General features: G+C 73.1%; 19 protein-coding genes and 1 pseudogene. 16 read left to right on the top strand and 4 right to left on the bottom strand.

All coding sequences use genetic code 11. From position 1 onward, the window contains the following. Together LG632_RS20005 and LG632_RS20010 are read left to right on the top strand one after the other, a co-directional pair. Window positions 1-483 (top strand): hypothetical protein (locus LG632_RS20005; protein WP_226728741.1); only part of this gene is annotated, 483 nt, incomplete at its 5' end. A 96-nt stretch (window positions 484-579) separates the two neighbouring features. Continuing rightward, window positions 580-1,068 carry a glutathione peroxidase gene (locus LG632_RS20010; protein WP_226728743.1) on the top strand — a complete coding sequence of 163 codons (489 nt, stop codon included), beginning with the start codon at window positions 580-582 and terminating at the stop codon, window positions 1,066-1,068. A gap of 163 nt (window positions 1,069-1,231) precedes the next feature. On the opposite strand, the gene LG632_RS20015 is transcribed toward LG632_RS20010, so the two are convergent. The 3 genes from LG632_RS20015 to LG632_RS20025 form a co-directional block, all read right to left on the bottom strand. Further along, a complete protein-coding gene (locus LG632_RS20015; RefSeq protein WP_226728744.1) occupies window positions 1,232-2,773 on the bottom strand; it encodes an AMP-binding protein in 1,542 nt (513 codons plus the stop codon). 142 nt (window positions 2,774-2,915) lie between these two features. Then, window positions 2,916-4,067, bottom strand: coding sequence for a winged helix DNA-binding domain-containing protein (locus LG632_RS20020; RefSeq protein ID WP_226728746.1), 1,152 nt, complete (start codon window positions 4,065-4,067; stop codon window positions 2,916-2,918). A 921-nt stretch (window positions 4,068-4,988) separates the two neighbouring features. Continuing rightward, window positions 4,989-5,297 carry a hypothetical protein gene (locus tag LG632_RS20025; protein ID WP_226728747.1) on the bottom strand — a complete coding sequence of 103 codons (309 nt, stop codon included), beginning with the start codon at window positions 5,295-5,297 and terminating at the stop codon, window positions 4,989-4,991. 53 nt (window positions 5,298-5,350) lie between these two features. Between LG632_RS20025 and LG632_RS20030 the strand changes: the two genes are divergently transcribed. The 13 genes from LG632_RS20030 (at window position 5,351) to fxsT (ending at window position 24,548) form a co-directional block, all read left to right on the top strand. Beyond that, a complete protein-coding gene (locus LG632_RS20030; protein WP_226728748.1) occupies window positions 5,351-7,723 on the top strand; it encodes a hypothetical protein in 2,373 nt (790 codons plus the stop codon). A 131-nt stretch (window positions 7,724-7,854) separates the two neighbouring features. Further along, the gene (locus LG632_RS20035) at window positions 7,855-8,454 is read left to right on the top strand and encodes a hypothetical protein (RefSeq protein ID WP_226728749.1); all 600 of its coding nucleotides are present in this window, start codon (window positions 7,855-7,857) and stop codon (window positions 8,452-8,454) included. 266 nt (window positions 8,455-8,720) lie between these two features. After that, complete coding sequence (locus LG632_RS20040) at window positions 8,721-8,867, top strand: hypothetical protein (protein ID WP_226728750.1); 147 nt, start codon at window positions 8,721-8,723, stop codon at window positions 8,865-8,867. A gap of 183 nt (window positions 8,868-9,050) precedes the next feature. Then, window positions 9,051-9,836, top strand: a complete 786-nt coding sequence (locus LG632_RS20045; RefSeq protein ID WP_226728751.1) for a cupin domain-containing protein — start codon at window positions 9,051-9,053, stop codon at window positions 9,834-9,836. Then, window positions 9,833-10,969 carry a hypothetical protein gene (locus tag LG632_RS20050; RefSeq protein ID WP_226728752.1) on the top strand — a complete coding sequence of 379 codons (1,137 nt, stop codon included), beginning with the start codon at window positions 9,833-9,835 and terminating at the stop codon, window positions 10,967-10,969. The genes LG632_RS20045 and LG632_RS20050 overlap by 4 nt, the downstream gene beginning before the upstream one ends. 23 nt (window positions 10,970-10,992) lie before the next feature. Continuing rightward, the gene (locus LG632_RS20055) at window positions 10,993-12,243 is read left to right on the top strand and encodes a hypothetical protein (protein ID WP_226728754.1); all 1,251 of its coding nucleotides are present in this window, start codon (window positions 10,993-10,995) and stop codon (window positions 12,241-12,243) included. Continuing rightward, on the top strand, window positions 12,243-13,181 hold the full coding sequence (locus LG632_RS20060) for a hypothetical protein (RefSeq protein ID WP_226728755.1): 939 nt from the start codon (window positions 12,243-12,245) through the stop codon (window positions 13,179-13,181). Before LG632_RS20055 ends, LG632_RS20060 begins: the two co-directional genes overlap by 1 nt. Window positions 13,182-13,206: 25 nt before the next feature. Then, window positions 13,207-13,767, top strand: coding sequence for a hypothetical protein (locus tag LG632_RS20065; RefSeq protein ID WP_226728756.1), 561 nt, complete (start codon window positions 13,207-13,209; stop codon window positions 13,765-13,767). Window positions 13,768-13,914: 147 nt separating this feature from the next. Beyond that, entirely contained in the window at window positions 13,915-15,786 is a 1,872-nt protein-coding gene (locus tag LG632_RS20070) for an asparagine synthase (RefSeq protein ID WP_226728757.1), read from the top strand. Next, window positions 15,783-17,288, top strand: a complete 1,506-nt coding sequence (locus LG632_RS20075) for an aldehyde dehydrogenase family protein (protein WP_226728759.1) — start codon at window positions 15,783-15,785, stop codon at window positions 17,286-17,288. The genes LG632_RS20070 and LG632_RS20075 overlap by 4 nt, the downstream gene beginning before the upstream one ends. A 137-nt stretch (window positions 17,289-17,425) precedes the next feature. Continuing rightward, a complete protein-coding gene (locus tag LG632_RS20080) occupies window positions 17,426-18,955 on the top strand; it encodes a VMAP-C domain-containing protein (protein ID WP_226728760.1) in 1,530 nt (509 codons plus the stop codon). Further along, complete coding sequence (locus tag LG632_RS20085; RefSeq protein ID WP_226728761.1) at window positions 18,952-20,085, top strand: AAA family ATPase; 1,134 nt, start codon at window positions 18,952-18,954, stop codon at window positions 20,083-20,085. The genes LG632_RS20080 and LG632_RS20085 overlap by 4 nt, the downstream gene beginning before the upstream one ends. Beyond that, a complete protein-coding gene (gene fxsT, locus LG632_RS20090; protein ID WP_226728762.1) occupies window positions 20,085-24,548 on the top strand; it encodes an FxSxx-COOH system tetratricopeptide repeat protein in 4,464 nt (1,487 codons plus the stop codon). The genes LG632_RS20085 and fxsT overlap by 1 nt, the downstream gene beginning before the upstream one ends. 60 nt (window positions 24,549-24,608) lie before the next feature. Here fxsT and LG632_RS20095 read toward each other — a convergent pair whose 3' ends face one another. Then, entirely contained in the window at window positions 24,609-25,919 is a 1,311-nt protein-coding gene (locus tag LG632_RS20095) for a cation:proton antiporter (RefSeq protein WP_226728763.1), read from the bottom strand. Window positions 25,920-26,097: 178 nt separating this feature from the next. Here LG632_RS20095 and LG632_RS20100 point away from each other — a divergent pair. Continuing rightward, window positions 26,098-26,438 (top strand): annotated as a pseudogene (locus LG632_RS20100) (hypothetical protein); the annotation flags it as partial.

The following is a 26,438-nucleotide window of genomic DNA, read 5'->3' on the forward strand; positions in this document are numbered from 1 at the left end:
CCCGAGGGTGCCCGGCCCGGGGCGGGCCGGGAGTCCGGCGGTGCCCGGCCGGACGAGGTGGCGCCGCCGGAGGAGGTGCCGGTGGCCCGGCCCGCCTTCCGCCCGGTGACCATCCGCACCGCCCGGGACGCCGTGGCCACGGCCGCGCTCTACCTGCGCTGGCTCGGCTTCCAGGACGTACGGCAGCCCGACGCGCGCCCGGCCCCGGCCACGAGCGCCGTGGACCTGCGGGCCCCCGGGCTCGTCGCCCAGGTCGACCCGACCACCGCGCCGGCCGGGCTGCGCGCGGTCGAGTGCGTCTGGCTCAACGGGCTGACGGCGCCCTCCCCCGGGATCTGCGTGTACTTCTCGCTGGCCGGCTACACGGCGGCGGCCCGGACCCGCGCGGACGAGCTGGGGATACCGCTGTTCGTCATGGACCTCACCGGCATGCCGCAGCCGCTCAACGACCCGGCGGACGCACTGGTCGAACGCGGGGCCTAGGCTGACCGGACGAGCGGTGCGCGGCGTGCGCCGAGCGCGCCCGCCGGCCGCACCCGCTCGCCGCCCTGCCTTCCCCGTGTCGAGGAGTGACTTCTCGTGAGCCTGTACGACATCCCGCTGACCAGCCTGTCCGACGAGCCGACCAGCCTGGCCGCCTACAAGGGCAAGGTCGTCCTGGTGGTGAACACCGCCTCCCAGTGCGGGCTCACCCCGCAGTACTCGGGCCTGGCCCGGCTGCAGTTCAAGTACGCCGAGAAGGGCTTCACGGTGGTCGGGGTGCCGTGCAACCAGTTCGGCGGCCAGGAGCCCGGCACGGCGGAGGACATCCAGACCTTCTGCGCGTCCGGCTTCGGCGTCACCTTCCCCATGCTGGAGAAGACCGAGGTCAACGGGGAGCACCGGCACCCGCTGTACCAGGAGCTGGTGAAGACCCCGGACGCCGACGGCGAGGCCGGGGACATCCAGTGGAACTTCGAGAAGTTCCTGATCTCCCCCGCCGGCGAGGTCGTGGCCCGCTTCCGCCCGCGCACCGAGCCGGAGTCCCCCGAGGTCGTCGCGGCGATCGAGGCGCACCTGCCGGCCTGAGCCGTCGGGCCGAGCGGTGCGCCCCGGCCGTCGGGCCGACCGTCGGACTGCCGGGCCCATGAGCGGGCCCGGCACCCGCGGGGGGGCGGCGGAGACCGGTAAGGGGAGACCAGGAGGGGAAGGTCAGAGGGGAGGTCAGGAGGGGGAGGTCAGGAGGGGGAGGTCAGTTGACCTGCCGCTCCCGTCCCGCCCAGTACGGCTCGCGCAGCTTGAACTTCTGGATCTTGCCCGTGGCCGTGCGCGGGATCACGTCGCGGAACTCCACCGACGTCGGCGCCTTGTAGCCGGCCATCCGCTCCTTGCAGTGCGCGATGATGTCGGCCTCCGCCGCGCTCGCGCCCTCGGCGAGCACCACCAGCGCCTTGATCGTCTCGCCCCACTTCTCGTCGGGCACGCCGATCACGGCCACCTCCGCGACCGCCGGATGGCTGAAGATCACGTCCTCCACCTCGATCGAGGACACGTTCTCGCCGCCCGTGATGATCACGTCCTTCTTCCGGTCCGAGATCGTCAGGTGCCCGTCGGCCGGGTCGATCGTGCCGCCGTCACCGGTGTGGAACCAGCCGTCCTGGAGCGCCTCCGCCGTCTCCTCCGGCTTGTCCCAGTACCCCTCCAGGACGACGTTCGACCGGGCCAGCACCTCGCCGCCGTCCGAGATCCCGAGCGTGACCCCGAGCGCCGGCAGCCCCGCGCGCGACAGCTTGCGGGCCCGCTCCGGCGCCGGCAGGTGCAGGTCGGCCGGGCGGGTCCGGTTGAAGGTGAGCAGCGGCGAGGTCTCCGTCAGGCCGTAGATCTGGGTGAACTCCCAGCCCAGCTCCTCCTCCATCCGCTGGATCGTCCGGCTCGGCGGCGGGGCGCCCGCGCACACGACCCGGACCCGGTCGCGGCCGGGGATCTCGCCCTGCCAGCTCGCGGCGGCGTCCAGCACCATGTTCCACACGGCCGGCGCGCCGCACATCAGCGTGACGCCGTGCTCCTCGACCCGCCGCAGGATCTCCGCTCCGTCGACCTTGCGCAGCACGACCTGCTTGACGCCGAGGCCGGCCATGACGAAGGGCATGCCCCAGCCGTTGCAGTGGAACATCGGCAGGGTGTGCAGGTACACGTCGCGTTCCCACACCCGGGTGTGCAGGCCGAAGGTGAGGCCGTTCACCCAGATGTTGCGGTGCGTGAGCTGGACGCCCTTGGGGCGGGCGGTCGTCCCGGAGGTGTAGTTGATCGTGGCGGTGGCGTCCTCGTCCGGCCGCGACCACGGGCGCGGCTCCACCCCGAACCGCATCAGCCCGGTCTCGGTCTCCTCGCCGAGGACGAAACGGTGACGGGCCTTCACCCCGGCCAGCGCCTGGTCCAGTTCGGGATCCACGAGCAGGACCGAGGCCCCCGACTGCCGGACGACGTAGTCCACCTCCTCCGGTCGGAGCCGGAAGTTGACAGGTACGCAGATCCGGCCGCTCATCGGCACCGCGAACAACAGCTCCAGCAGACGTGCGGAGTTGTGGCTCACCACCGCGACCCGCTCGCCCTCCCCGACGCCGAGCGCGTCCAGGCCGGCCTGCCAGGCGCGGACCCGTTCGCCGAGCCTGCCGTACGTCGACACGGGCACCGGCGGCGCCGGCTGATCCGGTTCGTCGATCACGCCCGGGCTGGTGGCGAAACCCAGCTCGGCCCGGTCGAGGAAGTCCGCGACGGTCATCGGAATGCGCATTGCTTCTTCTCTCCTGTGTCCGGATCACGTACGCACGAAGGTGGCGGCGGCGTGGGCGGCGGCGCCGCGGCAGGGGCGGACGTGCGCGCAGGTGCACCCCGGGGCATCGTGCCGTGTCCGGGAACCGGCCACCAGTGCGACGTCAGCCGCCGATCGGCCCGAACTCCACGCAGGACCGGGCCGCGTCGGTCATCACCGCCAGCATCGACTCACCTTCCCGGACGATCTCGGCGCGCTGCGCCCGGTCGACGTCACGGAACAACTCCACGACCAGCCGCACCTCCTCGCCGCGGGCGGCCGGCGCCTCGACCAGCTTCCAGACGCCGCCGAGGAACCCGTCGACGAGGAGGGTGCAGTGCGCCTGGTTCCCCTTCCACGTACGCCCCTTGAGGTCGGCCGGGACGACGCGGCGGCGGTCGGCGTGCGAGAGCAGCAGGTTGTCGAACTCCGGCAGGAAGCGCGGCGGCGCCGGTGTGCCGGGGTCCGGCCGCGGCGCGTCGGGCACGTCGAACAGCTCCACGCCCGCCTCGTCCCGGAAGACCACCAGGTCGGGCCGCAGCCGCTCGAACGCCTCCTTGAGCCGGGTGAGCCCGGCCCAGGTCTGCATGTCCCGCACCGACGCGGGACCGAAGGCGCGCAGGTAGCGCAGCACGACACGGTCCAGGGCGGCGGCCCCGGGGTCCGCCTCGCCGGGAGGGACCGCCGGCGCGGCCGGACCGATCCAGTTCTCCAGGGTGGTCAGCCGCACCTGGCCGCTGCGCCCCCACACCCCGCGCGGAGTGACCTGCACGAGCGGCAGCCGGCACCGGGCGGCGATCGCGAGCGCCTGCGGATCGGCGTCGGGCCACTGCACCAGCAGGGCCTGGCGCAACTCGGCCATGGTGCGCGGCGCCTCCTCGACCAGCTCGCGGGCCAGCGCCTCCAGACGCCCGAGGTCGACGCCCTGGAGTCCCTTCCGGAAGTACTGGACCTCCCGGTCCCGGGCCGGCTGCACCAGCGGCCGCAGGGCGCGCGCGTCCTCTGCCGTGTGCGTGTGGATGGTGGACCGCATGGTCACCATGCGCACCACGTCACGGGCCTCCATGAGCCCGGCCAGCTCACCGGGCCGGAACCCGGCGAGCCGGGCGTGGAGCTGGAAGTAGGGCGGCTTGACGTTCTGCGCCTGCAACCCGACGAGATGCCCGACGGCCTCGCGCGCAGGCATCCGAACCCGCTCCAGCAGCAGCTGCCGGGCGAGCGTGGCCCGATTCAGGTCCCGAGCCCCGAGCACAGAAGACGACCTCCGAAGAACCATGCCCCCACGCTAGCCCCCATAGCGGACAACCACGGTCCGCAATCCCCCGCCCCTCCGCACAAGCCACCCACCCCAGCCCCCGCCGAACGGATCCCCTGCCGGAGCACCACCACGCCGTGCCCGAGGGCAGCCCGGGTGCGGCCCCGTCTCCACCAACTCGATATGCCTACCCTGCTGTCCGCAGTTGCTTGGAGGGCCTCGTCCCGGAGCGCGGGCCGACTTGGCCGAGCCCCACCTGCGGCCAACGACAGCGCTCACGACGGCGGTGACTCCTCATGGCCCCCTCAGACCGGTGCCGCAGCACCTAGGGCCACCGGAAGGTGGTTCAAAGAGTCCCGGCCACTCGGGCAGTGGCGAAACGAAGCCAATCAGCCAAAGAATCACGGCATCGCGTATCCGTCGATGTCTCTCTGCAACCGCGAGGCCGGCCTGCAAGCTTTCGACGGCTCCATCGTGTAACAGCCCTAAACCTGCAGGCCGTACACAGGGAGCTGGATGCAGCCTACGCACGCTGCAGGAACCCTGCTGGGCCGATGGCCAGCCCATTGGCGTAGACCAAAAGCCGCCAGGTGGTACGACCACGCATGGCGGAATATCGCGGATGCCGGACTGGCCAACTCTTCCCTATCTCCGCGAAACCGCCCACAGCTCCAGCTCTGTGTGCGATCTTTCATGAGCCTCCACGTTGCAGGAGGCAGCTCCACGCCCACATTTCGATGCGAACTGCATTACGAATCGAGGGAATCGATGGTAGAGCCTCTATCGCTTGCGATGGTGACCGCTTCTGCATTGCCGCAGGTTTTCGGATTCCTGTTCGAACGTCTCGGAGCTGCCCTAGATCGGCGCGCACAACAGCAGCAAGAACCTACGCACACGGCACTCGTCACACCCCCGCAACCCTTCCACATCCGGGCCGAGGAATTAACGGACGCTCGCCTGCGCCGACTGGAAGGAACCTTCCGAGAACTGGCCGTATACGAACGAAACCCTGACCTTATTCACCTCAACGACGACATTTTGGTGCAAACCTTGAGTCAGGCACGCGAGGATCTCGAAGCCGTGTACGGTCAGCGGTTCACTTTCGTCGGAGAGCAGCGCCCTCCCGCCGGCGTACGGGTTGTCCAGCAAGTGGATGAGGTCGAACAGGACGCTGTAGCGCGGGCAGTAAAGGCGAGGAACGTAACGTCTGCGGCAGTGGTCGACATCGACCAGCGCGCCAAATTTGTACACCAGGGAGGCGAGGTCACGGGGCTGGAAGTAGACGGCACTCTCGGATAAGCCTCATGGACGGCGCTCGAGACGGGTTTGAATTTACGGGGGATCGCATGCATGAGGGATCGCAAGAAAATGGTACTGACACTCACTGGGAAGGCGATCAAAGTAATAGGGCGGGTCCACTACGAGCCACACCGACCTCGGGTGTGCCGGGCGCCTCGGAGGAACGCCAACCACACGAAGTCGATGCGCTGGGACTAACCGCACTTTTGGATAGTGAAGCGGTAACCCGCCTGCGGCAGCTGGCGCTGCTAAACCTCGGCGAAATGAACGCCGTAAAGGTGAATGCCAGTTTCGACAGTCCGCTTGATCACGGAGAATTCTCGGACACTTTCCTAACCGCTGTCCGGTCTGTCTACGCCCGCCCCATGGGCAGCACAAGCTTCGACGACCTGTACCAGTCATGGAAACACGCTGGTTCCGTCACCGTGCTTGCAGAAGGCCCAGGGAAAGGACGCACCACCACTGCCCGTGCGCTACTGGCCGAACTGCGGCACGAGTATCCAGAAACACACGTCGGACAACTTAGTTTCGGCGGCATGCCCGACTTCCCGGTACACCGGCTACCTAAGACCCAAAACTGGGCCTACGTGATGGAGCTGCCGTCCGATGAGGAAGACTACAGGGTCTCCGAGACATTCGGCGCACTAATCGAGTCGCTTCAGAGTGAACTTTCACGCCGCGCGTCACGCCTCGTCGTCCTGACCACCCCTGATCAATGGCGCCGCATCGGTGACGGAGCACCTGAAGGGGTGCGTCACTATCTTGGCACGCCACCACCGGTCGAGATCGCTCGTAAATGGCTGAACGCAGAGGATCCGGGCGTCCCTGTCGATCAATGGTTGAGAGACGACGCCATCTTGGGCTTGCTGAACGGACAGCCTCCGGTGGAGGTACTGCGGATCGTCAGCTACATCCTAGACGCCCACCGAGCCAACGACAGCCGGCTGCCCAACCTTGAGTCACTGGCCCATAAGCTTGGCAGGGGAGCCGCCACCCCGTTTGATCGGCAGGTACTCAGCGTTCTCGCCGCGCGCAGCAGTTGGCGAAATGAGCTCTTGGAATGGCACAAGAACCCCCTCCGCACTAGTTTTCAGAGAAACTTCTTGGTGTCCTGCTCATCCTTGCGCGGGGCTCCCGTAGCTCACCTCTACGCCAGTGCTGCCGACCTGTCCAGAATGCTCGGTGACGACGAACTAATGCTGGAAGGTCAGAATGAGCCGGGTGTAATCGAGATGGTTGACTCCATCGATGCCGAGTTACAACCGGACGATACGCTCGTCTTCAACCGTCCTGACTGGGATGATGCGGTTCTGGAGTACTTCTGGGTCGACCGTCCGCTGTCGCGGACGAAGTTCCTGGAGTGGCTCGCCGAAGCCCCCCTCAAAGGTAAGCGCGACACCCTTGAGAGCCTCAGTACGCAGGAGCAGCAAGCCCTGGCTCAACGCATCGGTGCCTTCGCCGTTCGTTGGGCGGTCCGTCAACGCCGGCAGGACCCCCTGCGCTTGCTTGCGGTGCGCTGGAAAGGCAAGCCACTATGGCCAACACTCGTTGAACTGCTCACTTCGGCTAGCCTCCACACGGCGAGCGCCTCGTACGTGCACGACATGCTGCTGCAATGGGCCAAAACCGGCGCCGCCGCTCAGCGGCTCGCCGCTGTGGAGGTGTGTGCGGGGGAGTTCGGCCTCCAGTACACCGTCAAAGCCCTGCGGCGCCTGCGGCATGCAGCCGCGTTTGAGGACCGTGAGGTGCGCCAGGCGCTGCAGGCAGCGGTACACACGCTGTGGGACGACCCGACTGCCCGCCCCACGCTGTTCGAGTACGTCGTGACTTGGTGCCGATCGGACGCAACACTGGAAGCTGGCCTGAAGGCCTTCAGGACGCTAGCCAGATCCACGGACTCGACCTCTCCATCTCTGCCTGTCCTGCTAGCCCGAGAGAACGGCAGCAGCTTCAGCCCCTCACCCGTCGACCTCACCGTGGGCTGGAGAGCAGTCCTCCGTGGCATGGGCAGCTATGAGGAAGACGGCGAGGACACGTTGGCGGTCCGCCTTTGGCTGGATGCAGTGCGTAGCTACCCAGACCTCAAGCAAACCATCCTCACCATCCTCAGTGAGGCGGTGAAGGAGGTAAGAAGCAACGAAGAAGCATCTTTCCCCGACCAGGAGAGGGAAAGCCCCAGGGACCGACTGCGCGCGATCGTACGCGAGTGGGCGAGAGCCGGGCATGCCACGGCGTCTTTCGACCTATTTGGCGGGCCTCCGCATGCCCCAAGCCACAACACTGTGTACGCGGAGCTGTCACAGATGCTCGACGATGGACTGCTCGAGACCTTCCAACAAAGTATGGCAGCTTCTGACGCTTCGGAACCTCCGAGATGAGGTGGCGTCGATCCCGGACCGCGCTTACCGAATCGCCAGCACCAACTTGGTGGTGCGTCTTCCCCGATCGCCCGGCCAGCCGTGAAATCGACCTGCCCTTCACGGTCACGGTCCGCGTCGAGTGGCGACCCATGTCGCCCAGTTCGCCCGTCAGCGATGGACCTCAAATCGCAAGTCACATCGTCAGAAAGATAGTTGAAAGGACCTTATCCGCCGCATCTGTCCTTCGCCCGGCGGCAGCTCAACAGGATCTCGCCATCGCTTTGCGAGACGAGCTCCCTCTGCAGCGGGCAGGCCTTGAGGTCGTCAAAGCTAGGGTGTCTTTACAGGTTGAGCAAGAGGTTGCGACCGCTGCCCGCAAGAGGGAACAAGCGCGGCACGAGCTCGAACTTGATGAATTGGACCGCCGCCAGGTTCGCGCACGCATGGATTTCTTGCGCGACGAGCTCCTCAAGAACCCCTCCTCTGCTCGCTTGTACACCCTGCTGCAACCCTCCACTCGCCCCAGCGGCCTCCCCTCCATCGGCAATCCTGAAGAGCTGGCCGATCAGATTCACCAGTGGAATCCAGAATCCCGATGGATCCTTATCGCAAAGATCCTGCACACGTTCACAGATCGGCTTTCAGACGACAAGGCCCGGGATCTCTTGAAGATCCTTCGCAGTGCGATGACGGCCCTAGGTCATGGCGAGTTGGCCACTGAAGTTGCGGCTGTGGAGGCACGCGAGTGAGGTTGAACGCACTGCGGTGGCTCCTGTCCCCGCGCACCAGTCTCCTCGCATTCCGGCTTCGGAGAGCGCAGGATGGTCAACTGTCGCGCGATGTCGCCTGGCGGTTGGCCCGGGTCCGCCTACATCCCGACGAATTCCCCTATCGGCGTGCTGGCCACTCCCCGCCATGGTGAGTGAAGGCGCAGTTCGATGTCTCAAGAGGGCTACGCCACCGAGGCGGCCCGGGCGCCCGCCGCGTTCGCCCTGACCGCGCCCGGAGCCACACCATGGTCGCTGGCTTGGCGCTGGCGAACGCGGCGTCCGTACGGGTCCTGCATAAGGCCGGCTTCCGACGGTACGACACCCCTGCCGGCCCGGCGACGGTGTCGCGCTTCGACCTGACCGCCACCGCGCCGGACCCCGCGCAGCGGTGACCCGGCGGCGCGGCGGTGGCGGCAGTGGCGGCCCGCCCGCGCCGCCGTCCGGGCGTTCACCGGGTGTTCACCCGGGTGACGGCCCCTGGGCATGCAACGGCTCTCCCGGACGTCGCGGCCGGGAACGTACTATGCGCCTGCGAGGCGCACTGGCGCACTACGGCTCTGGGGGGAGGCGCGGCGGTGGCTGGGTCGGGTGAGGGGATGGCCGGGCGGGTCTGGCAGGGGCTGCCGGGCGGGGTCGAGGTGTACCGGCTGCTGCCCGACGGCGGGATCCTGCTCGCCGACCGCGAAGGCGTCCGCGAACTCGGACCGGAGCGGGAGTTCCTGCGGTTCATCGACGACGGCCAGTTCGCGCACTACCTCGTCGGCGACGCCGCGACCTCGCCCGAGCGCCCCTCCAACGCCACCGTCAAGCTCGGCGTCGTCGGACCGCGCAGCGCCTTCACCCCGCACGCGCACGGCGGTGAGCACTTCGTGCTCAGCCTCGGTCATGCCGCCTGCGGGCTCCACGACCCCGAGCGGGACCGGGTCGCCGACGTCCCGCTCGCCCCCGGCATGCTCATCCGGATCCCCGAGATGATGCCGCACTCGTTCGCGAACCGCGGCACGGCGCCGCTGACCATCCTCGCGGCCAACACCGGTTACGGCATCGACCACGAGGACTACGCCATCACCGCCGCCGAGGCGCAGCACCGGGCCGATCAGGGCTCCGCCCACCACGCCGCCGCCCGCCGTGTCCGCGCGCCCCGTCCCGACCGTCCCGACCGTCCCGACGACCACGCCGACCCCGTCCGGGCCGGAGGCACCCTCACCGCCGTCGGCACCACCGACTACCACGCCCTCGCCGCCGCCCTGCGCGACATCGAGCACGCCCAGCGGGTCCACGGCATCGCCGGCACGACGGTGCGGGAACGGCTGGCCGCGCGGCTGCGCCGGGTGGCCGCCGCCCTGGAGGTCCGCCGGTGATCTGCCCGCACTGCGAGAAGAACCTGCTCCGGAAGGAACGCACGGGGAACGTCTGCTCCCACTGCCGCAAGCGGTACGCCCTCGACCCCAAGACCAACCCCCTGGCCCTGAACGACCTGCGCGTCCGCCGGGTGGTGCAGCAGCTCACCGGCGAGGCCGAGGCCCTCGGCACCGGCCAGGGCCGCGCCGCCGGCCCGGGCCCGCAGGTCGCCGTCAGCACCGGGCAGTTGTGGTACGCGCTGTCGCGGCGCCGCCTCAAGGAGGCCGGCATATCCGGTGGTTGTGCCGGGGGGACCGCCGGGTTCGCGGCGTTCGCCGGTCTGGTCGGGGTCCTGACCGACGCGACCGCGCTGCTCTTCGTCTGCGCCGTCCTGCTGGTCGTCGCGGCCGGCTGTCTCACCGCCCGGCTGGCCGGGGTCGGCCGGGGCGTTCCGCGCGTGACGCACGCGCAGTTCAAGGACACGGCGCTGAGGGAGTGGCGGCAGGTCTACGGCGCGCTGCCGGCCGGAGTCGTCGACGACACCGAGATCGACCCCTACCGTGCGCTTCCCGCCTCTCCCGGGCTCCCGGCGCCGACGGCCGTCCTGGTCTGCCCGGAGCGGTCCGTCGCCGCCTTCCTCGCCGCCAACGGGGTGCCCTCCCGCTACGGCGTCGCCCTCGTCCCCGGCCCCGAAGGCGTACGGCCCCTGCCCGGGCACCTGCCCGTGCTGGCCCTCCACGACGCCGACGTCGAGGGCGAGTTGCTCGTACGGCGGCTGCGCCAGGAGCTGCCGGGGCGCCGGGTGGTCGACGCGGGGCTGCCGCTGCGTTCCGTGCGGGAGCCGGCCAAGGGAGTGCCGTACCGGGATCCGGCGCGCAGGCCCCGGCCCGAGCAGCTGCGGCTGCTCGCGGGGACCGGTACGGTCGCCCAGGAGGAGCTCGACCGGTTGGCGAAGGGCTGGCGGTACCCGCTGGTCGCCGTGCCGCCGCGCAAGCTGCTGGACGTCGTGACCCGGCTCGCCGAGGAGGCCGGACGCAGGACCGACCCCGAGCGGCGGCGGGCGGCCGCGGTGGGCTTCATGTCGTGGCCGGACGCCGACGGCGGCGCCGGAGCCGTCGGCACCCCGGACGGATCCGCCGGCGGTGGCCGGTGAAGTGCCCGCACTGCGCACAGGAGTTGAAGCAGAGCGAGCGGACCGGGCGGATCTGCGCGCACTGCCGGCGCGCCTTCGCGCTGGACCCGAAGACCGACGGCCGCGGCATGCACGACACCCGGATCCGCCGCATCGCGCTGCGCGCGACCGGGGGCGGTCGGCTCACCATCACGCTCACCCAGCTCTGGTACCTCTCCCGCACCCACAACGCGGTGTGGTCGCCGACGCCGGCCCGCGGCGTCCGGCCCGGGATCCGCTGGCTGGTGGCGGTCCCGGTGGCCGCGGCCCTGATCGGCGCCGCGGTGTTCACCGGCGGGTGGCTCGCGACGGTGTTCGGGACGGGCGCCGCCGCCGTCCTCGTCACGGCGTCCCGGATGGAGTACCGGCCTGCGGCGGCGGGGGGCTCGTGGATCAGCCCTTCCGGGCCGACGTTCCGCCGGCTGATGACGGACCGGTGGCGGGCCGCGTACGGCGGGCTGCCCGACGGGGTCCTCGACGACGCCGCGCCCGCCGGGGCCGCTGCACCCGCCGGGCGCGCCGAGGCCGGGCCCCTGGGCGGAGGTGCCGCCCCGGCCGCGCGGGCGACGGGCGGGACCGCCTCCGTGATCGTGTGCACCGACCACGCCGTGGCCGTGTTCCTGACGGCCAACGGCCTGCCGGCGCGGCTGCGGTCACGGCTGGTGGAGGTGCCCGAGGACAGCGGGGCCAAGGCGGCCCTCGACGCCCTGGAAGGAATCCCGGCGCGGCTGCCGGTGGTCGTGCTGCACGACGCGAGCGCGCAGGGCGTGCTGCTGGCCCCGCTGATCCGGGCCGTCCACCCCGACCGCGTCGTGGTCGACGGCGGACTGCACCCGCGGCACGTGCGGGACCGCAAGGGCACCGTCCGGCTCTACTCCCGCGTCCCCCGCGACGGCCTGGGCGCCGAGGAGCTGCGGACGGTCGCCCGCCTGCGCGAGGCCGACGCCGAGTGGCTGGCGAAGGGTTTCCGCAGTCCGCTCGCGGCCGTGCCGCCCGCGCTCCTGCTGTCCGCCGCCGAGGCCGCGGTGCGCCGCGCCACCCGTTCGGCCGCGTCCTCCCGCTCGCCGGCCGCCTCCCGAGCGACCGACCGGGCGTCCGACCGGGCGAAGGCCTCCGCCCGGGCCGCCGCCCCCGTCCCCGCCCAGGCCCAGGGCTTCCTGACCTGGCCCGACCCGGCTCCCGGCACGGCCCGGGCCTCCGCACACCCCGCGAGCGGCACGTCCGGAGCGCGCGGCAAGAAAGGCACCCGCCCCTGATGCGTCCCACCCGAACCGACGGCCCGGCCGCCCGCCCCGGCCGCCGCGGCCCCGGCCGCCCGCTGCTCGACCGCGCCCTCACGGCGGCCGCCGCCCGCGCCGCGGCGCCCGGCGGGCTGCGCTTCACGGAACGGCAGCTCTACTACGAGACCCGGCGGGTCCTCTCCCCCGCCGTGCCGCTGCGGCTGGCGGCCTTCACCCGGGCCCTGGACGCCCGCGGCCGTGAGAACGTCCCGGGCCTCCTCCCGCCCGCCCGCCCCCTCTCCCCCACGCCCACGCCCACGCCCGCGCCCATGCCCACGTCCACGACCGCGCCCGCGCCCCCGCCCTCCGCAGAAGCGGATCCCGGCGCCGGTCCCGGGGCGGGCCCCGAGCCGGACCTCTACGACTACGGCGTCCCGCGCGTGCTGCTCTGCCAGGACCGGGACACCGCCGCCATGCTGCTCGCCAACCATGTGCACCTGGAAGCCGCCTGCCCCGTCCTCGCCGCGCCCGACGCCCTGCCCCTCGACCCGCGCCTGCTCGCCGCGCTGGGCCGCACCCCCGACGCCACCGTCCACGTCCTGCACGACGCGAGCCCGGCGGGCGTCCTGCTCCCCGCCCGGGTGCGCGCCGCCCTCCCGGGCGACGGCCCCGCCCGGGTGCGCGTCAGCTCGCTGGGCCTCGTACCCCGCCATGCGGCCGCGCTCGGGCTGCCGTCCGGGCGGGGCCCGGCTCCGGCGGCCGGGGCCGAGGCCGGGTGGCCGGCCGGGCTGCTGCCGCGCGAGGTGGCGTGGCTGGCGCGGGGTCGGTTCGCCGAGCTCGCGGCGGTGTCCCCGGCCCGGCTGCTGCGTACGGTGCTGCGCCAGACCCGCGGCGGCCGCCCGGTGCGCGGCGCGCTGCGGCCCGGTCTGCGCGAGATGCGCGACAGCGGCTTCCTGACCTGGCCCGCCGTATGACCTGTCCACCCACGCGAGGACGCACATGAACCGGCCCCGAGAGATCCGATACACGGACGAGTTGCTCGCCGACGCGAGCGTGCACCGCAGGTACGACGACGGCCGCGAGGAGTGGCGGCGCCGTTCCGACACCGCAGGCGCCCGCGTCGTGACCTGGCACGACAACCGCGGTGGCGCCGGGACGGACGAGCTCCTCGGCGACCGCATCATCAAGCGCACGCTGTCCGACGGGACGGTGGTCTACGCCCGCGACATCGGCTACGGCCGCACCCTGTGGGGGCGCGGCGAGACCGTGCTGGTGAACCGGAGTTCGTTCGGCGGCACCGTGGGCGCGGTGCTCGCCGGCCTGGGCGTGGCGGCCCTGGCGATCACGGCCGCGCAGCTGCCGCCGGCGAGCCTGACCCCCGAGGAGGAAGAGGAGCTGCGGCAGCAGTACGCCCAGAACCAGGCCTCCGGCTCCGGGGGTTCGGGCGGCGACGGGGGCGGCGGGGGCGGCGGGGACGTGGGCGGCGACCCGGGGGACGACGCCTGGGAGTCCGGCTGGGAGGACAGCGACGACACCTGGAGCGACGACGACTTCGGCTGACCGGCCCGGGGCCTCCGCCCCCGCGTCCCCTGCACCACCCGTACCCCTGCACCCCCTGCACCCCCTGCACGACTCGATGCACCCCCTGCGGCACCCGCACCGCTCGCGCCACCCGCACCACCGCACGTCGAAGGAAAGGAGCCGCCCGTGGCCCGTCTGGCCGCCTGTCTGGCCGACACCACCGGCACCGCCCACGCCCAGCTGGCCGCGCTCGGGGCGACCGACCGGTCCGCAGGACCGGACCCGGCGGCCCTGCCGGGGGCCGCGCTCGGCCTGGTCGGGGACGAACCCGGGCGCGCCGAGGGCCCGTTCACGGCGCACGGCCTGACGGCGGTCGGCGAGGTCACCCTCCACAACCGCCCCGTCCTGCTCGCCGCGCTCGCCACCGCCCGGCCGGGCACTCCCCCGCCGAGGCGCGACTGCACCGACGGCGAACTGCTCCTGCACTGCTGGGCGTTGCTCGGTGAGGCCGGGATCGCACGGGCCGAGGGGATGTTCGTCCTGGTCGTCCTGGACGGCACCGACCTGGTCGTGATCCGCGACCACGTGGGCGCCCGTACGGTGTTCTACGCGCGGGCCGCCGGGACCTGGGCCGCCTCGACCTCGCTGCGGGCGCTGCGCCGCTGGCCCGCGCTCGGCACGGCCATGGACCTCGCGGCCGTGCGCTCCTTCCTGACGTTCGCGTACCTGCCGGGCGAGGAAACGCTGCTGACCGGCGTACGGGAGGTGCTGCCGGGCCGGGTGCTGCGGCTGGGCCGGGACGGCTCGGTCCGCGAGCGCGTGTACTGGGAGCCGCGCGAGCTGCTCCCCGAGCCGGACAGCCCGCGGGCCGCGGCCGAGGAGCGGCGCCCTGTCGAGGAGCGGCGCCCGGCCGAGGACCGGGTCGGCGCCGGGGGCCGGGACCACGACCCGGCCCCGTACGTCCTGGAGCTCCGCTCCCTGCTGGAGCGGGCGACCGCGAGCCGGCTGCCGGAGGCCGAGCCGGCGGCGGTCCTGCTGTCGGGGGGCATCGACAGCTCGCTCGTCACGGCCCTCGCCGCCAAGCTGCACTCCCAGCCGGTCCGCACGTACTCCATCAGCTTCGGCGACGACCTGCCGAACGAGCTGGGCTACTCCGGCCTGGTCGCCGCCCACTGCCACACCCGCCACCGGGTGCTGACCGTCTCCGGCGAGGCCGTGGCCGCCCGGCTCGCCGAGGCGGCCGCGCTGCTGGACAGCCCGGTCGGGGATCCGCTGACGGTGCCGAACCTGATGCTGGCCGAGGCGGTGGCGGCCGACGGCGCGTCGGTGGTGCTCAACGGCGAGGGCGGCGACCCCGTGTTCGGCGGGCCCAAGAACCTCCCGATGCTGGTGCAGGAGATGCACCGGACGCCCGGCGCGCCCTGGGACGAGGACCGCGCCACCGCGTACCTGCGCTCGTACCGCAAGTGCTGGACCGATCTGCCGCAGCTGCTGACGGCCCCGGCCCTGGAGGCGCTGCGCGACGCTCCGCGCCCGCAGCGCTTCGTGGAGCCGTACCTGGTGCCGGGTCCGGGCAGCCCGCACCGGATGGGCCACCTCCTCAACCAGCTGCTGCACTGCAACCTGCGGACCAAGGGCGCCCACCACATCCTGACCAAGGTGGAACGGCTGACCTCCTCGCAGGGGGTCGAGGGGCGGGCGCCGCTCTTCGACCGGGCCGTGATCGACCACGCCTTCGCGACGCCGCCCGCGCTCAAGCTGCGCGGCACGGCCGAGAAGTGGGTGCTGAAGGAGGCCGTGCGCGACCTGCTGCCGGACACGGTCGTGGACCGCCCGAAGAGCGGGATGCGGGTCCCGGTGCAGCAGTGGCTGACGGGACCGCTGCGCGAGCTGGGGCACGAGCTGCTGCTGGGGCGGCAGGCGCGGCAGCGCGGGCTGTTCCGGCCGGAGACGATCCGCACCTGGCTCAAGGGCGAGGGCAGCCTGCTGCCGCGCCAGGGCGGCAAGCTGTGGCTGGTGCTGACCTTGGAGCTGTGGCTGAGGTCGTACGACATATGACGCACGGACGATCCGAGGAGCACGCGACGATGACCCCGCCCACCCCGACCCCTGCCACCACCCCGACCACTGCCACCGCCACCACCACCGCGCCCACCCCGCCCGTCCCGCCCCCCGGGACCGTCCGCCTCATCGACCCCCGCACCGGCCGCCCCCGCGGCACGACCCCGCTCTCCCGCGGGCCCGAGGTCACCGCCGCCGTCGCCGCCGCGCGTGCCGCGCTGCCCGCCTGGAGCGCGCTGACCCCCAAGGAGCGCGCCCGGCGCCTGGACCGGCTCGCGGCACTGGTCGAGGAGCACGCGCAGCGGTACGGGGAGTTGGAGCGGGCCGGTACGGGCAAGCCCGCGGCGGAGACGGCGGGCGAGGTCGAGCAGGTGGCGGACCTGTTCCGGTTCTACGCGAACGCGGCCCGCACCCGCACCGCACCCGCCGCCGGGCACCTGGTGCCCGGCCACGAGAGCTGGGTGCGCTGGGAACCGGTCGGCGTGGTCGGGGTGATCGTCCCGTGGAACTACCCGCTGCTGATGGCGGCCTGGCGCTGCGCCCCGGCGCTGGCGGCCGGCAACACGGTGGTGGCCAAGCCCGCCGAGACCACCCCGGACGCGCTGGAGCTGCTGGCCGCGCACGCGGCCGAGGCCCTCGGCCCGGACGTGCTGCGCCCGCTGCCCGGCGACCGGCACACGGGCCGGCTGCTGGTGGAGTCGGACGTGGACATGGTGGCCTTCACCGGCAGTGCCCGGGCGGGCGCCGACGTCACGGCCCGGGCGGGCCTGCGCCGCACCAGCCTGGAACTGGGCGGCAACGCCCCGGCCGTGGTGCTGCCGGACGCGCCCGCGCACACGTACGACGCGCTCGCGGAGGCGGTCACGTACAACGCGGGCCAGAGCTGCGCCGCCCCGGCCCGGGTGATCACGCTCGCGGAGAACTACGGGACGGTGGTCGCGGGCCTGACCCGGGCGCTGGGCGAGCGGGTCGCCGGCCGGGACTTCGGTCCGCTGAACAACGCCGACCAGGCGGCCCGTTACGACGCCCTGGTGGCCTCGTCGGCCGCCGGGCGCAGCGTCGCGGCGGAGGTGGCCCCGGCGGTGGGCGAGGAGGACGGGTACTGGCGCCCGGCCCGGCTGCTGGCGGACCTGCCCGCCGACGACCCGGCCGTCACGGAGGAGGTCTTCGGGCCGCTCCTGACGGTCCAGCAGGCCGACGGCGTGGCCGCGGCCCTGGCGCTGGCGAACGGGGTGCCGCAGGCGCTGGCGGCCAGCGTCTGGACCACCGACCTCGACCGGGGCCTGGACCTGGCGGCCCGGCTGGACGCGGGCGAGGCCTGGCTCAACTGCCACCTGGTGCAGACGGCGGAGCTCCCGCACGGTGGGCGCGGCACCTCGGGCCACGGCACGGACCTGAGCGCCCTGGCCCTGCACGAGTACCAGCGCCCGAAGACGGTCACGGTCCGGCTGAGCCGGCCGCTCGACCGCCCGGACCGCCCCGGCCACAGCGGCGGGTGACCCTGTGTGCACTTCAGGGGATTGATCAGTTCTCCTGGTGGCAAAGAAACCCGCGTGATAGCTTCGCGGACCTACGCGAGGACTCGTGCCGACTTCTGGGGGGATGGTCGGGGGTGGGGAACGTGGTGGCAGGGCCGGTGCCGAGTGCGAAGGCGCGCCTGCGGATGGCGCTCGTGGACGAGCTGTGTGCGCTGGACTGCGTCCGGGACCCCGGCCAGCGGCTGCTGTTCGGGCAGAGTGTCGGGGAGTACCTCGAAAGATCCACGGATCTGCCCGGCAAGGACGCCCGGGGCGATACCGTCGCCCTTGTGCAGGCGGTGTTACGGGACCAGCAGGGCGTGGAGACGGGCGTGGACGCGCTCCTCTACGCCGTCGCGCTGCACGAGGGCAGCGACGTGGCCGGGCGGGTGCGCGAGCGGGTGCTGCGGGCCTGGGAGCCCGGGTCACCGGCGGCGCTCCCGCTGCTCGGCGCGTTCGAGGACAAGGACGTCACGGCCGCCCGGGCGCTGCTCGCCGGGCACACCGGGATCGACGCGGGGCTGCTGCTGGCCCGGATGCGGCGCGAGGTGCGGGTGGAGCTGCCCTGCCGGCTGACGCCCGGCCAGCTCTTCGAGCACCTGCTCGACCTCAACGCGCAGGCCGACGGGCTGCCGCCCGCCGTGGTCATGCTGGAGCACGTCGCCGAGCTGTCGCCCGCCGGGAGCGAGCGGCGGCGCCGGCTGCGGGAGTGGTGCGACGCCTGGGCGGCGGGGGCCGGGGGCGGTGCCGGTGAGGCGCTGCGGCAGCGGCGCCGGCAGCTGGACGGGTCGGGGCCGGCCGGCCCCTCCACGGCCTCCGGCGCGGAGGTCCCGCGCTGTCTGATCATCATGGTGGACCCGGCCCTCGACGGCTCGCCCGACGTCTACGTGCGGCACTGGGTCAACCGGACCGCCGGCTCCTGGTCCCCGGTCTCGGGCGATCTGGAACGGGCGACCCCGCCGACCCTGGGCACCGCGGTGGAACGGGCCGTCCGGCGCGGCGAGGAGTACTGGGCCGACGCGGACCGCGCCGGCGAGGACCCGAGCCCCATCCACGTCGAGTTCGTGATGCCCTACGGCATGCTCAACCACGACGTGGCCGGTCTCGGCCTGCGGGAGGCGGGCGCCGACGACCCGGTGCCCCTGGGCCTGCGCTACTTCGTGCACCTGCGCAGCCTGGAGCGGATGCGCACCCGCGACCCGGCCCAGCTGCGCCGCTGGCGGCTGCGCTGGCAGACGCTGCGAGCGGCCACCGCGCCCCGTCCCCACTCGTGGACCGCCGCCGAACACACCACGACGGACCTGCGCATCTGGCGCAACAAGCTGGTCGCGGACCAGCACCTGACCGCCGTGACGCTGAGCGCGCCGGCCCTGGAGGGGCAGGCCCTGGAGCCGCTGAAGGCGGCGATCGTCGAAGGCATCGGCGTGGCGCTCTGGGACCGCCGCGACCCCTCCCAGCGGGCCCTGACCGCCCCGCTCGACCTGCTCGTCGGCTATCCCACGACCCAGTTGCCGGGCGCCGTCCGGCGGCTGCGGGAGCTCGCCGAGACCACGCCCGGCCAGCGCCCGGAGCAGCTGCCCGGCCGCCACGTCGCGCTCTTCTACGACGACCCGTTCAGGCTCATCGACTGCGAGGAGGTACCGGCGTGACCGAGTACGAGCAGGAGCACGATGCCACCTCGGAGGCAGCCGCGGCCGGCGACCCGGTCGGCTCCGGCGGTACGGCCCCGGCCGCGTCCGCCCCGTCCTGGCGCGTCTTCCACGCGACCGGCGAGGCACCGGCGGGTGAGCCGCCGCGGATCCCGCCCGCCCCGCCGTGGCGGGAGTTCGCGGGCGAGCCGCTCCAACCCGCCCCCGCCGACGACGACCGCGCCCTGCACCGCCGGCTGGGCGCGCACGACGCCCGGCCCGGTCTGCGGGACGAGGAGATCGACACGATCAACGCGGCGCTGCTGCTGCGCCGTCCGCTGCTGGTGACCGGACCGCCCGGGGTGGGGAAGTCCACCCTCGCCTTCCTGGTGGCGCGCGAACTGGGCCTGGGCCGGGTGCTGCAGTGGAGCATCGTCAGCCGGACCACGCTGCGCGACGGGCTCTACGAGTACGACTCCATCGGCCGGGCCCAGGCCATCGCCGCCTGGCGGGCGGGGGCCGAGCGGCCCGGTCCCGCCCGGACGGTCCCGGCGGACGCACCGGAGCCCGAACCGGGGCCGTACCTCGGGGACTTCATCACGCTGGGTCCCGTGGGCACCGCCCTGCTCGCCTACGCCCGTCCGCGCGTCCTGCTGATCGACGAGCTCGACAAGAGCGACATCGACCTGCCCAACGATCTGCTCCACGTCCTGGAGAACGGCAGTTACGAGGTCCCGGAGCTGGTCCGCAGCGCGCTGCCGGCCGTCGACGTGTTCACCGACGACCCCGGCGGCCGGGCCGAGATCGTCGGTGGCCGGGTCGAGTGCCGGGAGTTCCCGCTCGTGGTGATCACGAGCAACGGCGAACGGGAGTTTCCGGCCGCCTTCCGGCGCCGCTGTCTGCCGCTGGAGATGCGTCCGCCGAGCCGGGAGCAGCTCGTCTCGATCGTGGTCAGCCACCTGAGGAGCAGGCCCGAAGCGGTGGACGCGCTGATCGACGACTTCGAGCGGCGGGTGCGGACCGGGGGCACCCAGTCCGTCGACCAGTTGCTCAATGCTGTCCATCTGACCACAGCGGGTGGTTTTCAGGCGGACTCCGACGGGCGTAAGCTCATGGAACTGCTGTTGCGCGACCTCGCGAAAGGCCGCTGATGGACGGCACTCCCAGGGAGCGCGCGCCCGACGCCCGGACCGGGACGGACGGTCCCTCCGGCGACGGTCCGACGTGGCGGGAGGTCGCCGACGCCGTCTGGCTGGCGGCTGCCCGCGCGGCCGCGGCCCCGCCACCGGACGCCGCACAGCGCCCTCCCTCGGAGCACGGCCCCGACGCCGAGGACACCCCCGAGCGGGACCCGGAGCCCGAGCCGGAGCAGGACCGCGGGCAGGCACATGATCGGGCCACGCCCCCGGGCACGCCCGACGCGCCGCCCGCCGGCGGCCCGGACCGGCAGCCCGTCGGCGGACGGGCGGACGCACCCTCGTGGGCTGCGGACGGCCTCACGCGCGCCTTCGGCGTGCCCGGAACCCTCCCCGGGGCGGACGACGACGAACCGGCCGCGGACCTGGAGGCCGAGGACCCCGCCGGTGCTCCCGCCGCGCCCGTCACCCGGCGGGTCCGCAGAGCGGCTCCGCCGCGCCTGGCCAAGGCGTTGCACCGGCTCGGCCGCAGCCTGCCCGCCCGGCACCGCAAGGAGCTGGACGAGGAACGCACCGCCCGGTACGGCATCGCCGACAACCTCTGGATGCCGTACCTGCGTCCGGCCGCCGAGAAGGCGTTCGACCTCGTCCTGCTCGTGGACACCGCGCCGACCATGCGGATCTGGCGGGACCGGGTCGCCGCGATCGCCGTGGAGGCGGTGCGCAGCGGCGCGTTCCGGGACGTGCGCACGGTCGGGCTGGAGTTACCTGCCGGCGGAGCGGCCCGGCTGCGCTGGCCCGGGGAGCGGACCGGTGATCCGGCGGAGGTCCTGGACGCGCGCGGCTCCCGGGTGCACCTGCTGGTGACCGACGGACTGGCGCACGGCTGGGCGGGGCCGGTGGCGGACGACCTGCTGACGCGGCTGGCGCGCAGCGGCCCCACGGCGCTCGTGCACCTGCTGCCCACCTACCTGTGGCACCGCTCGTCCGCCGCGCCGTACCGCGCGGAGCTGGAGGCGGGCGGCTTCGGCGTGCCCAACACCCGGATCGGGCACGGCCCGGCGTACGAGTCGGCGGCCGGGGAGCCGCCCTGGGGCGCCGAGGGCAAGCCGGTGGTCCCGGTGCCCGTGCTGAGCCTGAAGCCGGAGTCGTTCAGCGCCTGGGCCGAGCTGGTGGCCGGGGAGCTCGGCGTGCGCCGGACCCTGCCGTTCCTGCTGGCGGGCACGCTGGCCGAGGGCCGGCCGACGCCCGGACTGCAGCCGCCGGCCGGCCAGGGGCCCGGCTCCGCGGAGGCCGCCGTGCGCCGGTTCTTCTCGCTGGCCACGCCGACCGCGCGCCGGCTGGCCACCCATCTGGCGGCCCTGCCCTTCGAGTTCGAGCTGATCGAGGAACTGCGCGACCGGGCCGTGCCCGAGGCCGGTCCCGGCCATGTGGCCGAGCTGCTGATGGGCGGGCTGATCGACTGGGACGGCCCGGGCGGCGACGGCCGGCCCGACTTCGCCGAGGGCATCCGGGAGGCGCTGCTCGCCACCGGCACCCGCAGCCAGCTGGCCCGGACCGTGAGCCTGTTCGCCGATCTGCCCAGCGCCCGCGGGCGCGGCGTACGGCTGCGGGCCGCGCTGCAGGACCCCGAGCACGCGGCCCTGCCGGAGGCCACGGCGGCGAACCAGCCGTGGCTGCGCGTCGAACTCGCCGTGCTCAAGGCCCTCGCCGGCCCGTACGCCCGGCGCGCCGCCCGCGTCATGGCCGCCGTCGGCGGCGGCGGGCGGGGCGACGGCGGCCGCCCGTACGACACCGTCGCGGTGCCCTCCGGCCCGTCCCAGGCGCCCGACACCCCACGAGAGGGCATACGCACCCAGGAGATCCCGGCTCCCTTCGACCCCGCCGCATCCCCTGGAGAGCTTGTGCCGACGACCACCGACCCCTCAGACGCCGCAGTCCGGAAGGCTGAACCGATCATGGACACCAAGTCCCAAACCCTCTTCGTCCGCTCCGGCCAGCCGAGGGTCATGGGGAACGTCCCGCCGAAGAACCCCAATTTCACCGGCCGGGAGAGCCTGCTGGCGGCCGTCGAGGCGCAGCTGCGGTCGGACGAGACCGCGGCGGTGCTGCCGCACGCCCTGCACGGCATGGGCGGTGTCGGCAAGTCGCAGCTGGCGATCGAGTACATCTACCGGCACAGCCACGAGTACAACGTCATCTGGTGGATCCCCGCGGAGCGCGAGAGCCTCATCCTGGGCGCCCTGGTGGACCTCGCCCGCGCCCTGAACCTGGAGGTCGGCCCGCAGGCCAACACCGCGGTGCCCGCCGTCCGGGAGGCGCTGCGCACCGGTCGGCCGCACGAGAACTGGCTGCTGGTCTTCGACAACGCCGAGGACATCGAGACCGTCCGCGGCTACTTCCCGACCGGCGGCCCGGGCAAGATCATCGTCACCTCGCGGAACCGGGACTGGGAGCGGGTCGCGGCCCCGCTGACCGTCAACGTCTTCGAGCGCGAGGAGAGCATCGCCCTGCTCCAGCGCCGGGCCCGCGACCTCAGCCACGAGGACGCCGACCGGCTCGCCGAGGCCCTGGGCGACCTGCCGCTCGCCATCGAGCAGGGCGGTGCCTGGCACGCCGCCACGGGCATGCCGGTGAGCGAGTACCTGAACCTGCTGGACCAGCGCCGGCCCGGCATCCTGGAGCTCGACCCCTCGCCGGACTACCCGGTGTCGGTCGCCGCCGCCTGGAACATCTCGCTGGACCAGCTGGCCGACAGCAACCCGGCGGCGCGCCAGCTGCTGGAGATCTGCTCCTGCATGGCTCCGGAGCCGATCCCCCTGAGCATCCTGCGCGGCACCCGCAACGTCGACATCACCCCGGAGCTGGACCCGGTCCTGCGCGACCCGGTGCTGCTGGCCCGCGCGACGCGCGACCTCAGCAAGCTGTCGCTGATCAAGCTGGACCACAAGAACGGCACCCTGCACATCCACCGTCTGATGCAGGCGGTGCTCGCCGCCGGTCTCGACGAGAACCGGACCGAGGAGCTGCGGCGGGCGGCGCACACGCTGCTGGCCACCGCCAAGCCGGGCGCCCCCACCGCACCCGACCAGTGGCCGGCGTACCAGGCGCTGCTGCCGCACGTCATGGCCAGCGGCGCGGTCCGCACCGGCGACCCGTGGGGCCGTGAACTGATCCAGTCGATCGTGCTCTACCTCTACTACTGGGGCGCGCACGATACCGCCACCGACGTGGCCCGCGAGGCGTGGACCAGCTGGACCGAGCAGTCCGGTGAGGAGAACGCGCAGGTCCTCGTCATGGGCAAGCTCCTGGCCTTCCTGCTGCTGCAGACCGGCGACGTGCCGCAGGCGCTGGAGCTGAGCCAGAAGGTGCTGGAGATCTCCCGGCGGGACACGTTCCCCGAGGAGGACCTGATCGACTCCATGACCCAGATGGCCGGCGCGCTGCGCTACAAGGGCGACTTCTACGCCGCCCGCGCCCTGGACGAGGAGGCCGACAGCCGGGCCCGTGACCTGTTCGGCCCGGAGGAGCCCCCGACCCTGCTGGCCGCCCACGGCTACGGCGTGACCCTGCGGGCGTGCGGCCAGTTCGCGGCGGCCCGGGAGCTGGACGAGGAGACGGCCCGGCAGTGGGACATCCTCTACGGCGCCACCAACGGCCTGACGCTGAACACGATGAACGGCCTGGCCATCGACATCCGCGAGAGCGGCGACTACCCGGCCGCCCGGGTCATGCAGGAGGAGACGTACCGGATCTACCGCACGGTCTTCGGCGAGGACAACGCGGCCACCATCCGCGCCGCGCGCAACCTGGCGGTGTGCCGGCGTCGCGACGGGGCCCTGCAGGAGGCCTCGGACCTCACCGAGGAGACGCTGGAGCGGTTCACCCTCCGCTACGGCGCCACGTACCCCGACACGCTGGCCTGCGCGGCGAACGCCACCGTCGACCGGCGGTTGCGCGGCGACTTCGCCGCCTCCCGTGAGCTGGGCCAGCAGACCCTGGAGCGCTACCGGGCGACCCTGGGACCCCGGCACGCGTTCACGCTGATCATGATGACCAACCTGGCGGCGACCCTGCGCGCGCTCGGGGAGATCGCGGAGGCCGAGGCCCTGGACCAGGAGTCCACCGCGGCCTTCCGGGAGACCCTCGGCGAGATGCACCCGTTCACGCTGACCGCGGTGCTGGGGCTGGCCAACAACCACTACGCCAAGCTGGACTTCGACGCGGCCCGCGCCGTGGACGAGGAGACCCTGCCGAAGTTCGTCCGCGCCTGCGGCCCCGACCACCCGCTCACGCTGTCCTGCCGGGCGAGCCTCGCCCTGGACCTGCGCGGGCTCGGCCGGATCCAGGAGGCCGACGAGCTCAACGCCGACGCCGTGGAGGGCATGACGCGGGTCCTCGGCCCGGACCACCCGTGGCTGATGGCGGCCCGGCTGCACCAGCGGATCGAGTGCGACATCGCGCCGATGCCGCTGTAGCGGAGGGCGGCGTACCGCGGCGCTCCGTACGGACCGGGTCGTCCGTACGGAGCGCGGCCGTCAGAGGGCTTCGGCGGGCGGTGCGTCGACCGGGGTACGGGGCGGCGGCGGTGGCACGCCCGCACCGCCCGGCCGCTCCGCCCGGGCCCGCAGCCGGCGTACGACGGCCAGCAGCGGCTCGGTGAGCACGGTGGTGGCCAGGGCCATCAGGACCAGCGCGGTGTAGAGCCGGCCGCTGAGCAGGCCCGCCTGGAGGCCGACGTTGAGGGCGATCAGCTCGGTCAGGCCCCGGGTGTTGAGCAGGACCCCGACGGTCCGGGCGTCGTGCCGGTCCAGGCCGGAGAGCCGGGCCGCGACCGTGCCGCTGGTCACCTTGACCATGACGGCGAGCAGGGTGATGGCGACGACCGCGACCACGGCCGTGGCGTCCAGCTCGCCGATCTCCACGCTGCGGCCGGACACCACGAAGAAGAACGGCAGCAGCAGCATGCCGATGTCGTGCAGCGGCCGGACCAGGTCGGGGTCGAGGGTGCCGCCGCGTTCGCGCGGGGTGACCACGCCGGCGAGCAGCGCGCCGAAGATGACGTGCAGCCCGAGGGCCTGGGTGACCCAGGCCGAGGCGAACGCGAAGCCCACCAGGACGGCCAGCCGCACCGAGGGGTCGATCCCCGAGCGCCACAGCAGGCGGCGCAGGACCGGCCGGGCGGCGAGCAGCATCGCGGCCGTGAACGCGAGCACGAGCACCAGCCGCGTCTGCCGGGAGAGCCCGCCGCCGGTCCCGGTCTCCAGCAGCGTGCCCACCAGGACCGTCCAGCCCAGGACGTCGATCACTCCGGCGGCGGCGACCGCGACGATGCCGGGGACCGTTCCGGCCAGGCCGTTCTCGCGCACTATGGCCGTCAGCACGGGCACGGCCGTGATGGACAGCGCCACGCCGAAGAACAGCACGGAGGCCGCGGACAGCTCCTGGGGCGCGCCCAGCCGGGCGAGCTGCTCGTGGAAGAGCACGGCGGCGGTGCACCCGGCGGCCATCGGCAGCAGGAACGCGGCGAGCGAGACCGCCACCACCGTCCGGGCCCGGCCGCGGACCACGCCGAGGTCGAGCTCGTAGCCGACGGCGAAGAGGAACAGGACCAGGGCGATCTGGGAGAGGCCGGTGAGGACCGGGCCCAGCGCCGGCGGGAAGAGCAGCCGCGACAGCTCCGGGGAGAGGGTGGCGAGCATGGTGGGGCCGAGGGCGATGCCGGCGATCAACTGCCCGATGATCGTGGGCTGGCGCCACCGCCGGGAGAGCCAGCCCGCCGTATGGGCGACGATCAGAATGAGCGCGGTGGCGCCGACGAGATGGGTGATCATCACATCAGTACCCATACGGTCCCCCCTGAGGAGTCCGACGCCGGGCCGGCGAGGGCCCTGGCGGGTGCACGGCAGACAGAAGAGCGCGCACCCGGGTCGAGGGGCACTTTTTCAGCATACTGCCAAGTTGACGGCTTGTTATGTGCCACGATCGCGTTCACGGCGAGTGGTTGACGTCCTGGGTGGGGGGCATATGACGACGGCGTTGTTCATCCATGGCACCGGGGTCCGGGAGCCGGCCTTCTCCGGCCTGTACGCGCGCTTCACCGCGGGGCTGCACGCCGTCGCCCCGGCCGTGCGCCCGGTCCCGTTCTACTGGGGCGGGGAGTTCGGGGCGCGGCTGGCCGCCGGTGGGCTGTCGCTGCCGCAGCAGGGCGGACGCAGCCGGGGCGGGCTCGGCGCGTCGCCCGGCGCGCTCGGCGTACCCGGCGGGCCCGGCGGTCCGGGCGGGCCTGATGGTGCGGGCGGGCCCGGTGGTGCGGGCGCGGCGGACGACGACGCCGACAGCGAGCGCTGGGCCGACCTCTACCGCGA

Origin of the sequence: Streptomyces antimicrobicus (assembly GCF_020532625.1) — a bacterium.
GTDB classification, from domain to species: domain Bacteria; phylum Actinomycetota; class Actinomycetes; order Streptomycetales; family Streptomycetaceae; genus Streptomyces; species Streptomyces antimicrobicus.

Coding starts and splice junctions, on each gene's coding strand:
- LG632_RS20015 (WP_226728744.1), bottom strand. CDS start 2,773: ATGCGCATTCCGATGACCGTCGCGGACTTCCTCGACCGGGCCGAGCTG.
- LG632_RS20020 (WP_226728746.1), bottom strand. CDS start 4,067: ATGGTTCTTCGGAGGTCGTCTTCTGTGCTCGGGGCTCGGGACCTGAAT.
- LG632_RS20030 (WP_226728748.1), top strand. CDS start 5,351: ATGGACGGCGCTCGAGACGGGTTTGAATTTACGGGGGATCGCATGCAT.
- LG632_RS20035 (WP_226728749.1), top strand. CDS start 7,855: ATGTCGCCCAGTTCGCCCGTCAGCGATGGACCTCAAATCGCAAGTCAC.
- LG632_RS20040 (WP_226728750.1), top strand. CDS start 8,721: ATGGTCGCTGGCTTGGCGCTGGCGAACGCGGCGTCCGTACGGGTCCTG.
- LG632_RS20060 (WP_226728755.1), top strand. CDS start 12,243: ATGCGTCCCACCCGAACCGACGGCCCGGCCGCCCGCCCCGGCCGCCGC.
- LG632_RS20065 (WP_226728756.1), top strand. CDS start 13,207: ATGAACCGGCCCCGAGAGATCCGATACACGGACGAGTTGCTCGCCGAC.
- LG632_RS20075 (WP_226728759.1), top strand. CDS start 15,783: ATGACGCACGGACGATCCGAGGAGCACGCGACGATGACCCCGCCCACC.
- fxsT (WP_226728762.1), top strand. CDS start 20,085: ATGGACGGCACTCCCAGGGAGCGCGCGCCCGACGCCCGGACCGGGACG.
- LG632_RS20095 (WP_226728763.1), bottom strand. CDS start 25,919: ATGGGTACTGATGTGATGATCACCCATCTCGTCGGCGCCACCGCGCTC.